Source organism: Lysobacter yangpyeongensis (assembly GCF_042655745.1).
GTDB classification, from domain to species: Bacteria; Pseudomonadota; Gammaproteobacteria; order Xanthomonadales; family Xanthomonadaceae; genus Agrilutibacter; species Agrilutibacter yangpyeongensis.
In genome coordinates this window covers 251,828-264,865 of sequence record NZ_JBHSNM010000001.1, presented here as the reverse complement: position 1 = coordinate 264,865, position 13,038 = coordinate 251,828, and the positions used below count along the sequence as shown (strand labels likewise).

Below are 13,038 nucleotides of genomic sequence, written 5' to 3'. Positions count from 1 at the left end.
GGACCGGATGAGGGGAAGCTAGCGCAGCGAGCTCTGCTCCATGCAACTGCACCAATAGCGCAACTCCGCGCTCACGCGAAGCGCGTCATCCCGACCCGCCGCTCACACCAGTCGCGCCATCCACTTCACCGCCATGCGGCGCATGGATTCGTCCGCGTTCGCGTCGCCCGCGATCGCTTCGATCTCGCGCCACGCCAGCGCATGCGATTCGTCGCTGACGACGAACGCTTCGTCTTCGCCCGCGTGCACCACGTAACGCGCGTCGTAATGCCAATGCCCCGGAACGTCGCCGCGTTCGGGGATCCAGTGCCGGTCGAGGTCGAAGATGACGCCCTCGACGGTCAATCCCGGCAGCCCCGATTCTTCTTCCGCTTCCTTCAGCGCCACGCGCGCCAGATCGCGGTCGCCGTCCGCGTGGCCGCCCAGCTGCAGCCAGCGATCCAGCTTGCGGTGGTGCGTCAGCAGCACGCGTTGGCCACTGCGGTCGACCAGCCAGGACGATGCGGTGAAGTGACCCGCCAGCCGCTGTCGCATGAACGGGTCCGGGCCGGATTCACCGAGCAAGCCGCCAAACAAATCCACGACAGCCGCCTCGGCGGGCCATCGTCGCGCGTAATCCCGCAACTCATGATGCAGTGCGTCAATTCCGGAAGCGTGCGTGGCGGAAACGGCGGTGTCGTTCATGGGCATGCGACTCGTGCGGGCCGCGATTATCGCCCGTGACTGCCCCACCTTGTGCCTTCGCGCCGCCGCAAGGTATGGTGCCGCGGCTCAGGTTCCGCCCCATGCGGCAAACCGTGCGTCTGGTCATCCGCTCTTGGGGAGAACGTAATGCTGTTTCAACGCAGGAAACCGCTGGACCTGATTCTGGAGACCGCCGGCAAGCGCGCTTTGACGCGCCAGCTCGGCGCGTTCGATCTCACGATGCTCGGCATCGGTGCGGTCATCGGCACCGGCATCTTCGTGCTGACCGCCGTGGCGGCCAACAAGGCCGGCCCGGGCATGATGTATTCGTTCGTCATCGCGGGCATCGTCTGCGCGCTCACCGCGCTGATCTATTCCGAGATCGCGGCGATGGTGCCGGTCTCGGGTTCCGCCTACACCTATTCGTATGCCGTGCTGGGCGAACTGATCGCCTGGATGGTCGGCTGGGCCCTGATCCTCGAATACGCCGTCGCCGCGGGTGCGGTGTCGGTGGGCTGGTCCGGGTACGCCAACGGTTTCCTTGCCCAGCATGGCTTGGGATTGCCCGATTTCCTCACCGCCGGCCCGTTCTGGATCGAGCACGTCAAGGACCAGGGCGATGCAGTCCACCTGGTCGACGGCGTCGCGCACAAGGGCGGCTTCAACCTGATCGCCTTCCTGCTGGCGCTCGGCGTCACCGGACTGCTCGCCGCCGGCACTTCGAAATCGGCCAAGGTCACCGCGGTGCTGGTGCTGATCAAGATCGTGGCGCTGATGGCCTTCATCGCGCTGGCCTTCCCGAAGGTCCAGGGCGCCAACTTCGAACCGATGCTGCCCAACGGCTGGGGCACCCCACTGTCCGGCGTGGGCGTGCTCGGCGCGGCGGCTTCGATCTTCTTCGCCTACGTCGGTTTCGATGCGGTCTCGACCGCCGCCGAGGAAACCAGGAACCCGAACCGCAACATCCCGATCGGCCTGATCGGCTCGCTCGCGATCTGCACCATCATCTACCTGCTGGTCGCGTACACCGCGGTCGGCTCGATGGGCGCCCAGCCGGGCGGCCCGCTGTCGGAAAGCAAGGAACCGCTGGCCTTCGTCCTGCGCCAGATCGGCCATCCGATGGTCGGTGACCTGGTCGGCTTCGCTGCCATCCTGGCGCTGCCGTCGGTCGTGCTGATGATGATGTTCGGCCAGACGCGCATCCTGTTCACCATGTCGCGCGACGGCCTGCTGCCGGACAAGCTCTCCGCGGTGCATCCGAAGTTCCACACCCCGCACGTGATCACCTGGATCACCGGCATCTTCGTGGCGTTCTTCGCGGCGCTGTTCCCGGTCGACATCCTGGCCGACATCTCCAATGCCGGCACGCTGTTCGCCTTCGCGGCCGTCGCCATCGGCGTGATGGTGCTGCGCAAGACCGAGCCGAGCCGCGCACGTCCGTTCCGCACGCCGCTGGTGTGGATCGTCGGCCCGCTCGCCGTCGCCGGCAGCCTGCTGCTGTTCTTCAGCCTGGGCTGGAACCCGACCATCAAGTTCTTCGTGTTCTGGGCGATCGCCGGCCTGCTCGTGTACTTCCTGTACGCGCGTCGCCGCAGCCACCTGGCGCCCGGCAACGAGCACCTGCTGCACGGCCTGGGCGCCGAGCGCCTGGCCCCCGATCCGCTGGTGCACGAAGGCCCGAGCACCGGCCCGTAACCGGCGCGGTGGTTTCGTCCTGAAGAGCCCGGCTTCGGCCGGGCTCTTCCGTTATGGGGCCGTGGCCATGCCCGCCGACGCGGATTGCTAAACTGCGTGCATGAATGCGGCCCTCCCCTACGACTCCGACCGTCTGGCGCAATGCGCCCGGGACATCATCGTCAACGTGCGCGAACTGTCCGCGCGCGGCTGGACGCCGGCGACCAGCAGCAACTTCTCGCAGCGCATCGACGCGCACCACGTGGCGATCACCGTGTCGGGACGCGACAAGGGCAAGCTGACCGAGTCCGACATCATGGTCGTCGACGTGGACGGTCGCCCGGTGGCGACCGAGCTGAAGTCCTCCGCCGAAACCCTCCTGCACACCCAGCTCTACAAGCGTTTCCCCGACATCGGCTGCGTGCTGCACACCCATTCGCACAACCAGACCGTCGCCTCGCGCCTGTACGCGGGCATGGGCCACGTGCACCTGGAAGGCTACGAACTGCTCAAGGCCTTCAGCGGCAACACCACGCACGACACGGAAATCGACGTACCGGTGTTCGCCAATACCCAGGACATGCACACACTCGCCGCCCAGGTCGATGCCCTGCTCGATCGCCAGCCGCTGTGGGGTTACCTGATCGACGGCCACGGCCTGTACGCCTGGGGCCGCGACATGGCCGAGGCGCGACGGCATCTGGAAGCCTTCGAATTCCTGCTCGGCTGCGAGCTCGACCTGCGCCGCCTGCGGTCGTAGGGCGGTCTTGACCCGCCGCTGCCCATGCGACGGGGCTCGAACTGCCACTGCCCTTGCGGTGGGGCTTGAGCCACCGCTGCCTCTTTCGGCGGGTCAAGACCCGCCCTACGGAAAACGACCATGAGCCGCCTGAGAATTTTTGCCGAAGACAATCCCCGCGAGCCGCTGCTCAGCACCGAGGACCAGGCCGCGATGACCCGCGAACTGGCGACGATCAACGTCGGCTTCGAGCAGTGGACAGCCGGCAAGGCCGTCGCGCCTGGCGACGCGCCCGACATCATCCTCGATGCCTACCGCACCGACATCGACCGGCTCATCGCCGAGCGCGGCTTCAAGACGGTGGACGTGGTGAGCATCGCCCCCGACAACCCGCAGAAGGAAACGATGCGGGCGAAGTTCCTCGACGAGCATTTCCACAAGGAAGACGAGGTCCGCTTCTTCGTCGCCGGCTCGGGCCTGTTCACTCTGCACGTGGGCGACAGGGTCTACGAGATCCGTTGCGAACAGGGCGATCTGATCTCCGTGCCGGACAGCGCGCTGCACTGGTTCGACATGGGGCCGGAGCCGAGCTTCGTCGCGATCCGTTTCTTCACCGAGCCGGACGGCTGGGTCGGGCATTTCACCGGGACGGATATCGCGCAGCGGTTTCCACGTTACGAGCCGGGGGCCGCGGGATAGCCGTCGTCCCAGCGGAAGCCGGGACCCATTTTGCTTTTGCTTCGGTGCCCTCCGGGCGAATGTCGTCAGAAGCAAGGGCAACGGCCAAATGGATCCCGGCTTTCGCCGGGATGACGAGCAACGGCAACAAAAACAACAGCTGCAGCTGCAGCAACAGCAACAGCAACAGCAACAGCAACAGCAACAGCAACAGCAACAGCAGCAGCAGCAACAGCCACGCAGCAGCAGCAACAGCAACGCACGAGTCCGCCATGCCCATTCGCGCCATCCTCACCGACATCGAAGGCACCACCAGCAGCATCTCGTTCGTCAAGGACGTGCTGTTCCCGTACGCGCGCCGCGCGCTGCCCGCCTTCGTCGCCGCGCGCGGCAAGGAGCCGGGCGTGCGCCGCTGGCTCGATGCGGTCGCGACCGAGAACGGCGGCATGTGCGACGACCGCATGATCGTGGAAGTGCTGCAAGGCTGGATCGACGAAGACCGCAAGCACACCGCCCTCAAGGCGCTGCAGGGCATGGTCTGGGCCGACGGCTACCGCAGCGCCGACTTCACCGCGCACATCTATCCCGACGCGGCCCCCGCGCTGATGGCCTGGAAGGAAGCCGGCCTGCCGTTGTACGTGTACTCCTCCGGCAGCGTGCCCGCGCAGCGTCTGTTCTTCGGGCACAGCGACGCCGGCGACCTGACCCCGCTGTTCTCGGGCTGGTTCGATACCGAAGTCGGTGGCAAGCGCGAAGCGGACAGCTACCGCCGCATCGCCGCAGAGATCGGCGTCGCACCCGGCGACATCCTGTTCCTGTCCGACGTGGTCGAGGAACTCGATGCGGCCCGCGAAGCCGGCCTGGCCACGGTGCTGGTCGACCGCCGCGAGGATTACCCCAACCCGCGCACCGGCGAAGCCACGCATGGGCATGCGCGGGTCGAATCCTTCGCGGACATCGCGCTGACGGCCTGAACGCGGGACATGGAGGGCCCGGCCGCCGCTCCGTGCCGCGAAAGCTGCCCCCGTGTCGCGTAAGCCACGGCAAAGCCCGCATCCTCGCCGCATTTGATCCCGATCAAGGCGGGCTACCCGCTCCCCGCCTAACGTGCAGGCCATGGACACCATGGTCTTCGATCCCGACCTGCTGCGGCGCTACGACCGCCCCGGGCCGCGCTACACCTCGTACCCGACCGCGCCGCAGTTCCATGCGGGTTTCGGCGAGGCCGAGCTGCGCGACGCGGCCGCCGCGAGCAACGGCGACCCCATTCCGCGGCGGCTGTCGCTGTACGTCCACGTGCCGTTCTGCACCAGTCCGTGCTTCTACTGCGGTTGCAACCGCATCATCACCCGCGACAAGGCACGCGGCGAAGCCTATCTCGCCCGTCTGTACCGCGAAATCGCGCTCACCGCGCAGCTGTTCGATCGCGACCGCGAGGTGATCCAGCTGCACTTCGGCGGCGGCACGCCCAACTTCCTCTCGCCGCAGCAGCTGCGCGACGTCGTCGACACGCTGCGCAGCCATTTCCGTTTTTCCGGTTCGCGCGAGCGCGACATTTCCATCGAGCTGGACCCGCGCTTCGTCACCCCGGACGACATCGCGCAGCTGGCCGACATCGGCTTCAACCGCGCCAGCTTCGGCGTTCAGGACTTCGACCACGAGGTGCAGGTCGCGGTGAACCGCATCCAGAGCGTGGAAGAAACCCGCGCCGTCGTCGATGCGTGCCGCGCCAACGGCTTTCGTTCGGTGAACGTGGACCTGATCTACGGCCTGCCCAGGCAGAATCCCGACGGCTTCGCGCGCACGCTCGACATCGTCACCGACATGCGCCCCGACCGCATCGCGGTCTACAGCTACGCGCACCTGCCGCAGCTGTTCAAGCCGCAGCGGCAGCTCAATGCGGAAGACCTGCCCGATGCCGAAACCAAGCTCGCGTTGCTGCAGCTGGCCATCAGCAAGCTCACCGCCGCGGGTTACGAATACATCGGCATGGACCACTTCGCGCTGCCCGACGACGACCTGGCCGTCGCGCAGGCGCGCGGCGGGCTGCACCGCAACTTCATGGGCTACACCACGCACGCCGACAGTGACCTGATCGGGCTGGGCGTGAGCGCGATCAGCCACATCGGCGACAGCTTCAGCCAGAACCCGCGCGACCTGATGAGCTGGCAGATCGCCCTGGACGAGGGCCGCCTGCCCGTGTTCCGCGGCATGCGCCTGACCGAGGACGACCAGCTACGCGCCGACCTGATCCAGGCTCTGATGTGCCAGGGCGAGATCCCGGTGCGCGCGCTGGAGCGGCGCTATGGCATCGATTTCGCCGCGTACTTCGGCGACGCGCTGGACAAGCTGCACCCGCTGGCCGAGGACGGCCTGGTCCGCGTGGAAACCGACCGGATCGCCGTGACCTCGCGCGGGCGGCTGCTGTTGCGTAACATCGCCATGTGCTTCGACCACTACCTCGACCAGCCCGCCGCCGTGGCCACGCCGCGCTTCTCGCGCGCGATCTGAGCCGCGCATGGAGTCGGGCGTGAATCACGCGGAATTCCCGCGCAACGACGCACGCACGCTGTCGGACGACGGCGACTCCCTGCACTTCTGCTCCACCTGTGCCTTCTCCAGCGCCTGCCTGGCCGAGGGCATGGACAAGTCCTCACTGATGGACCTGCACGTGCTCGTCGAACATGTCGGGCCGTTCCATGCCGGCGAGCACGTCTTCCGCGAAGGCGATCCGTTCGAAGCCATCGCCGCGGTGCGCGCGGGCACGGTGAAGACCTACGTCATCGACCGCGACGGGCGCGAGCACGTGCTCGGCTTCCACCTCCCCGGCGAGGTCATCGGCCTCAACGCGATCGACGGCGACCACTACCCGTGCAACGCGGTGGCGCTGGACACGGTGATGCTGTGCCGCTTCTCGTTCCCGAAGATCGCGGTGCTGGCGGCGCGACTGCCCGGGCTGCAGCGGCAGTTGTTCCGACTGCTCAGCCGCGACATCGGCCGCGCCGCGCTGCTCGCGGGCGACTGGTCGGCGGACCAGCGCATGGCGGCGTTCCTGATCGGCGTGTCGCGGCGCCTCGCTGCGCGCGGCTTCTCGGCCAACCGCTTCCAGTTGACGATGGCGCGCACCGACATCGCCAACTACCTGCGGCTCGCACCGGAAACGGTCAGCCGCGTGCTGCGGCGGTTCCAGGAAGAAGGACTGCTGCGCGTGGACCGGCGCGAACTGGAACTGGTCGACCGCGTGGCGCTCGAAGCGCTCGCCGCGCCGGTGCTGCGCGACTGAGCCATACGCGTCCCCGTAGCCCGGGTAAGCCGAAGGCGCACCCGGGTGCGTTGCACGAAGCGCGATAACGGGCATCACATCCGCTTCGCAAAGCCCCCCGGGTGCGCTGCGCTTACCCGGGCTACGTTGCAACGAATGCGGAGCTTGGTGAGCGCGTGATGCGCGTACGCGTCTCGACTCGCGCTTAACCACGCCCACCCTAAGGTCGGTCGCACGCGGCGCCGGGGACCTTGACCTGAATCAAGGCGTGTCGCGCGCTCCGGATCGACCATGGCAGGACGAAATGGGAGAACCATCATGAGCAATACGAGGAAGTTGTGGCTCGGCCTGGCGGCCCTGCTCATCGTCTCGTTCGGCGTGCTGTTGTGGGCCGGCACGGAGATCTTCCGCGCTGCACCGCCGGTACCAGAACGCGTGGTCAGCGAAAGCGGCCAGGTCATCTACACCAGGGCCGACATCGAACGTGGCCGCCAGGTGTGGCAGTCGATGGGCGGCATGCAACTGGGCTCCATCTGGGGCCACGGCGCCTACGTCGCGCCCGACTGGAGCGCCGACTGGCTGCACCGCGAAGCCACCAACGTGCTCGACCTGTGGGCGCGCGCCGACGATGCGATGGCCACGTACGCGCAGCTGCCCGCCGAGCGCAAGGCCGCGCTGCAAGGACGCCTGCAGGAGATGATGCGCCGGAACACCTACGACGCCGCGACCGGCACGATCACACTCGACGCGGATCGCGTGGTCGCGCTGTCCAACGTCGCCGCGCACTACGAAAGCCTGTTCGGCAACGACCCGGCCACGCAGTCGCTGCGCGAGGCCTACGCGATGAAGAACGACACGGTGCCCGACGTGGACAACCGCCGCGCGCTCACCGCGTTCTTCTGGTGGACGGCCTGGGCCGCGACCACCGAGCGCCCGCGCGAACCCGGTGATGCGATGGTTCCCACGCAGTCCGGCGTCGTCGACCAGCAGGTGACCTACACCAACAACTGGCCGAGCGAGCCGCTGGTCGGCAATCGACCGGCCGCGCCGCTGTGGCTGTGGTCGGCCTTCAGCGTGCTGTTCCTGATCGCGGGCATCGCCCTGCTCGGCTGGCACCACGCGCGCACGCACGACGAGGCGCCGGCACAGCTGCCGAAGACCGATCCGCTTGCGATGCTGCGCATCACTCCGTCGATGCGCGCCACCGCGAAGTATTTCTGGGTCGTGCTGGCCCTGTTCCTGGTGCAGATCCTGCTCGGCGCGATGACCGCGCACTACCAGGTGGAAGGCCAGGTCGCCTACGGCTTCAATCTCTCCAACGTCCTGCCCTACTCGATCACGCGCACCTGGCACACGCAGCTGGCCGTGCTGTGGATCGCGGTCGCGTGGCTCGGCACCGGCCTGTACATCGCGCCGGCGCTGAGCGGGCATGAACCGAAATTCCAGCGGCTGGGCGTGAACTTCCTCTGGGTCTGCCTGCTCGTCATCGTGGTCGGTTCGTTCGCCGGGCAATGGATGGCGGTGATGCAGAAGATGGGCCTCGACCTCAACTTCTGGTTCGGCCACCAGGGCTGGGAATACGCGGACATGGGCCGCTTCTGGCAGTGGTTCCTCTTCATCGGCCTGCTGCTGTGGCTGACCCTGGTCGGCCGGGCGCTGTGGCCGGTGCTGCGCGGTCCGCAGAGCGACACCAAGGCGATCGTCGGGCTGCTGTTCCTGTCGACGGTGTGCATCGGCCTGTTCTTCGGCGCGGCACTGATGTGGGGCGAGCACACGCACATCTCCGAGGTCGAGTACTGGCGCTGGTGGCTGGTGCACCTGTGGGTGGAAGGCTTCTTCGAGGTCTTCGCCGCCGCGGTGATGTCGCTGATCTTCGTCAAGCTCGGCCTGGTCAACACGAAGACGGCGACGACGGCGGTGCTGTTCGCCACGATCGTGTTCATGGCCGGCGGCGTGCTCGGCACGCTGCACCATCTGTACTTCGTCGGTACGCCGACCGCGGTGGTGGCGCTGGGCGCGAGCTTCTCCGCGCTGGAAGTGGTGCCGCTGGCCTACATCGGCTTCGAGGCCTACCACACGTACAAGCTCGGCAAGGCGACGCCATGGATGACGCGTTACCGCTGGCCGATCCTGTTCTTCATCGCGGTGTCGTTCTGGAATCTGGTGGGTGCGGGTCTGTTCGGCTTCCTGATCAATCCGCCGCTGTCGCTGTACTACATGCAGGGCCTGAACCTGACGCCACTGCATGGCCACACCGCGCTGTTCGGCGTGTACGGCATGCTCGGCATCGCACTGGTACTGTTCTGCCTGCGCGGACTGCGTGGGCAGATGCAGTGGGATACGAAGGCACTGAAGGTCGCGTTCTGGTGCTTCAACATCGGCCTGGGAATGATGGCCGCCTTCACCCTGCTGCCGCTGGGCACGATGCAGCTGCTGGCGGCGATCGAGCACGGTTACGCGTATGCGCGTTCGGCCGAGTTCATGCAGAAGCCCATCGTCGACATGCTGGTGTGGATGCGCGTGCCGGGCGACACGGTGTTCAGCGTCGGCGCGCTGGCGCTGTGCTGGTTCGTGTTCCGGCTGTGGGTCGCGCCGCGGCGGTTGCCGGTGGAAGGTGGTGCGGGCGAATTGGAGCGGTAGTCGGTCTCGCTGATAAAAGCGACTTTCTCTTCTCCCCGCTTGCGGGGAGAAGATGCCCAGCGGGCAGATGAGTGGGAGCGAGCGCAGTGAGTTGTTTTTGCTTCTGCCGCGCTGCCTCGGCCCCGACGGGACTGCGAAGAGCAAAGGCAGCTCGCTGCGCTCGCCGCCCCTCACCCGCCCTTCGGGCACCCTCTCCCCGCGGTGCGGGGAGAGGGATATTGGCTTCCCTTCTCCCCGCTTGCGGGGAGAGGGATATCAATAGCGCCCAACGTTCCCAACGTTCCTGGTGTTCCCGCTGTCTGCCAGGTGCGTAGCGCTAACGTCCACCATTTCGCGTCGCAGCCTGACTTCCTCTTCTCCCCGCCTGCGGGGAGAAGATGCCCAACGGGCAGATGAGGGGCGGCGAGCGCAGCGAGCGCTTTTCGTTGCCGTCCCTCGTCCGCACCCGCAGCATGACTGACCTGGATCAAGGCGCCTTCGCGACCCCGGGACGACACTGGCGCCACTCCCAACGAGTCCCCGCCGATGGAATTCCACTATCACCGCACCGGCCCTTCGCCGGACCTCGCCACGATCGAACAGGCCATCGCGCAACTGGATCCGGCCGTGCTGGTCGATGCCGACGACTTTGCGCGCGTGCGCATCTCCACGGTGCTGGACGAGTACGCGCTGCTGGATTGCCTGTGGCGTGCGGGCGTGCAGGTCGCCATGGGCGAACTCGAACGCCAGCCCTCGGTGTGCTGCGGAGGCTGCGGTGGATGATCGGGTGACGCCTGCGCTGCGCGCACCGCTCTCGCCCGCGCTGCTGGGCGAGGCGCCGCACCGGCTGATGTTCTTCGTCGGCGCCAGCAACGTGCTGCTGGCGATGCTGTGGTGGGCGGCATGGCTCGTGTCCGCGCGCTGGCCGCAACTGCTGTCGCTGCACCAGCCCTCGCCCTACGCGGGTTGGCTGCACGCCTTCGTCATGCAGTACCAGATGCTGGCGAGCTTCATCTTCGGCTTCCTGCTCACGGTATTCCCGCGCTGGATGGGCCTGCGCGAATTCGAACGCTGGCGCTACCTGCCGGTGGGCATCGGCCTGTTCGGCGGGCAGCTGATGACGCTGTTCGGTGCGCTGGGCTGGAACGCCGGCATCACCGTCGGACTGCTCATGACGCTCGCCGGCTGGAGCGCCGCGCTGGCGACGCTGGCACCGCTGCTGTGGCGCGAGAAGGGCACGACCTGGCACGCGCGCTCGTGCTTCGCCGCGCTCGTGCTGGGCTTCATCGGTCTGCTGGCATGGACGGCGTTCGTGCTCGGCGCCTCGCCGATCTGGGCCTTCGCGAGTATCAAGCTCGGCAGCTTCGGCCTGCTGCTGCCGGTGTACGTGAGCGTGGCGCACCGGATGTTCCCGTTCTTCGCCGGCAACGTCGTGCCCGGATATCAGCCGTGGCGGCCGCTGTGGCTGCTCGCGGCGTTCTGGGCACTGGCGCTGCTCCATCTCGCGCTGGAACTGGTGCACGGCTACGGCTGGCTGTGGCTGGCCGACGTGCCGCTGTTCGTGCTGACGATTGCCCTGTGCGTGCGCTGGTGGCCGGCGGGACGCAAGCCGGCGTTGCTGACGGTGCTGTTCATCGGTCTGGCGTGGCTGCCAGTCGCGTTCGTGCTGTATTCGGCGCAGAGCTTCGCCTACCTGTTGACGGGCGCGTATGCACTGGGCCGGGCGCCCGCGCATGCGCTGTTTGTAGGCTTTTTCGGCAGCATCCTGGTGGCGATGGTGACGCGGGTGACGCAGGGGCATTCCGGCCGCGCCCTGGTGATGCCGAAGGCCGCGTGGTTCGCCTTCGTCGCGATCCAGGTCGTGGCGGCGCTGCGCATCGGGGCGGAGTTCGCCCGCGATACGATGCAGTGGCAGGCCATCGCGGCCCTCGGCTGGCTGGTGGCGATGACGCCGTGGATCGCGCGCATCGGCCGCATCTACCTGTCGCCGCGCAAGGACGGAAAGCCCGGATGAACGAGTTCTACCCGCAGATCCGCCAGTTCCACATCTTCGTCGCGCTGCTGAGCGGCTCGCTGTTCGCGCTGCGCGGGGCGTTCCTGCTCGGCGGTGCGCGCTGGCCATTGGCATTGCCGGTGAAGTGGTTCAGCTACGCAGTCGACACGGCGCTGCTCACCGCCGCGCTGATGCTGGTCACGATCCTGCCCGGCGCGATGTTCGCCAACGGCTGGCTGATGGTGAAGATCGCCTTGGTGGTGCTGTACATCGTGCTGGGCGTGTTCGCGCTGAAGCGGGCAAGAACGCGCCGGGCGCGCATCCTGTGCTACTTCGCCGCGCTGGCCGTGTTCGCGTCGGTCTACGCGACCGCGCGCACGCACCAGCCGCTGGGCGCGCTGACTTACTGGTTCAGCTGAATGATGCGGCGCTGAATCCGCAGGCCTCCATTGCCGCGGGCCTTGATCCGGATCAAGGCCCGCGGAATGCGTCGGCGTAGCCTTCCATCAAGAAGACACGCTGATTGAAACGAGCTGAAACGAGGCCCACCGATGAACACCGCCCTGATCACCCCCGTCGTGCAGACCCCGGCCCATGTCGCGCTGGACACGCACCACGCCACCCGCGACTGGTCCGACCGCGTCGCCTACGGCATCACCCGCGGCCTCCGCTTCCTGGCCGATACCTTCTTCGCCAAGCGCTACGGCAACCGCGCGATCGTGCTGGAAACCGTGGCCGCCGTGCCCGGCCTGGTCGGCGCCGCGCTGATCCACCTGCGCTGCCTGCGCTGGATGAAGCACGACCACGGCTGGATCCGCGCGCTGATGGAAGAAGCCGAGAACGAGCGCATGCACCTGATGACCTTCATCGAGATCGCGCGCCCGAACCCGCTGGAACGCGCGCTGGTGCTCGCCGCGCAGGCCGGCTTCTTCACCTTCTTCCTGCTGCTGTACCTGCTGACGCCGCGTACCGCGCATCGCCTGGTCGGCTACTTCGAGGAACAGGCCGTCGTCAGCTACAGCCAGTACCTGCAGGAAATCGATAGCGGCCGCGTCGCCAACGTGCCGGCGCCGAAGATCGCCCGCGACTACTGGCAACTGCCCGCCGATGCGCGCCTGCGCGACGTGGTGCTGGCAGTGCGCGCCGACGAGGCCGGCCATCGCGACGTCAACCACGGCTTCGCCAACCAGCTGCGCCCGGACATGCGCCCGGCACGGCTGGCTGGCTGAAGAAGGCAGCAAACGCTTGGAAGGTCTTCCGGGCCCGGCAACGGGCCCGTTTTTTTGTCGCGTCCGCGCCATGCATCGAGGAGCGAACGCAGCGCCATACCGGCCGCAAACCGCGCCGTTTTGATCTGGGTCAACGCCGTCACGCAGCGCCGTGCCTACG

The 13,038-nt window shown here is 67.3% G+C and carries 13 protein-coding genes; 11 read left to right on the top strand and 2 right to left on the bottom strand.

Annotation, left to right across the window (positions count from 1 at the left end):
- Nucleotides 1-102: 102 nt before the first annotated feature.
- The gene (locus tag ACFPN1_RS01175; RefSeq protein WP_386752284.1) at nucleotides 103-690 is read right to left on the bottom strand and encodes an NUDIX hydrolase; all 588 of its coding nucleotides are present in this window, start codon (nucleotides 688-690) and stop codon (nucleotides 103-105) included.
- Between the two features lie 141 nt (nucleotides 691-831).
- Here ACFPN1_RS01175 and ACFPN1_RS01170 point away from each other — a divergent pair, with 141 nt between their 5' ends.
- The 3 genes from ACFPN1_RS01170 to ACFPN1_RS01160 all read left to right on the top strand — a co-directional run bounded on the left by ACFPN1_RS01170 (nucleotide 832) and on the right by ACFPN1_RS01160 (nucleotide 3,796).
- Nucleotides 832-2,379, top strand: coding sequence for an amino acid permease (locus ACFPN1_RS01170; RefSeq protein WP_386752282.1), 1,548 nt, complete (start codon nucleotides 832-834; stop codon nucleotides 2,377-2,379).
- 100 nt (nucleotides 2,380-2,479) lie between these two features.
- Complete coding sequence (locus ACFPN1_RS01165; RefSeq protein ID WP_386752281.1) at nucleotides 2,480-3,118, top strand: methylthioribulose 1-phosphate dehydratase; 639 nt, start codon at nucleotides 2,480-2,482, stop codon at nucleotides 3,116-3,118.
- A 120-nt stretch (nucleotides 3,119-3,238) separates the two neighbouring features.
- A complete protein-coding gene (locus ACFPN1_RS01160; protein ID WP_386752279.1) occupies nucleotides 3,239-3,796 on the top strand; it encodes a 1,2-dihydroxy-3-keto-5-methylthiopentene dioxygenase in 558 nt (185 codons plus the stop codon).
- On the opposite strand, the gene ACFPN1_RS01155 is transcribed toward ACFPN1_RS01160, so the two are convergent.
- Entirely contained in the window at nucleotides 3,738-4,055 is a 318-nt protein-coding gene (locus tag ACFPN1_RS01155) for a hypothetical protein (protein ID WP_386752278.1), read from the bottom strand. The genes ACFPN1_RS01160 and ACFPN1_RS01155 overlap by 59 nt on opposite strands.
- On the opposite strand from ACFPN1_RS01155, the gene mtnC reads away from it, so the two are divergent.
- From mtnC to ACFPN1_RS01115, 8 genes are all read left to right on the top strand, one after another.
- Nucleotides 4,048-4,749, top strand: a complete 702-nt coding sequence (mtnC, locus tag ACFPN1_RS01150; RefSeq protein WP_386752276.1) for an acireductone synthase — start codon at nucleotides 4,048-4,050, stop codon at nucleotides 4,747-4,749. The two genes, ACFPN1_RS01155 and mtnC, sit on opposite strands and share 8 nt — an antisense overlap.
- A gap of 142 nt (nucleotides 4,750-4,891) precedes the next feature.
- Nucleotides 4,892-6,286 carry an oxygen-independent coproporphyrinogen III oxidase gene (gene hemN / locus ACFPN1_RS01145; RefSeq protein ID WP_386752274.1) on the top strand — a complete coding sequence of 465 codons (1,395 nt, stop codon included), beginning with the start codon at nucleotides 4,892-4,894 and terminating at the stop codon, nucleotides 6,284-6,286.
- A 19-nt stretch (nucleotides 6,287-6,305) separates the two neighbouring features.
- Entirely contained in the window at nucleotides 6,306-7,058 is a 753-nt protein-coding gene (locus ACFPN1_RS01140) for a cyclic nucleotide-binding domain-containing protein (protein ID WP_386752272.1), read from the top strand.
- Between the two features lie 297 nt (nucleotides 7,059-7,355).
- Nucleotides 7,356-9,677 (top strand): nitric-oxide reductase large subunit, encoded by a 2,322-nt coding sequence (locus tag ACFPN1_RS01135; RefSeq protein WP_386752271.1) that lies wholly within the window; start codon nucleotides 7,356-7,358, stop codon nucleotides 9,675-9,677.
- A 525-nt stretch (nucleotides 9,678-10,202) separates the two neighbouring features.
- Nucleotides 10,203-10,439 (top strand): hypothetical protein, encoded by a 237-nt coding sequence (locus tag ACFPN1_RS01130; protein WP_386752269.1) that lies wholly within the window; start codon nucleotides 10,203-10,205, stop codon nucleotides 10,437-10,439.
- Nucleotides 10,432-11,670, top strand: a complete 1,239-nt coding sequence (locus ACFPN1_RS01125; protein WP_386752267.1) for an NnrS family protein — start codon at nucleotides 10,432-10,434, stop codon at nucleotides 11,668-11,670. Before ACFPN1_RS01130 ends, ACFPN1_RS01125 begins: the two co-directional genes overlap by 8 nt.
- Nucleotides 11,667-12,068, top strand: coding sequence for a SirB2 family protein (locus ACFPN1_RS01120; protein ID WP_386752266.1), 402 nt, complete (start codon nucleotides 11,667-11,669; stop codon nucleotides 12,066-12,068). Before ACFPN1_RS01125 ends, ACFPN1_RS01120 begins: the two co-directional genes overlap by 4 nt.
- 132 nt (nucleotides 12,069-12,200) lie before the next feature.
- Complete coding sequence (locus ACFPN1_RS01115; RefSeq protein WP_386752265.1) at nucleotides 12,201-12,878, top strand: alternative oxidase; 678 nt, start codon at nucleotides 12,201-12,203, stop codon at nucleotides 12,876-12,878.
- Nucleotides 12,879-13,038 lie beyond the last annotated feature (160 nt).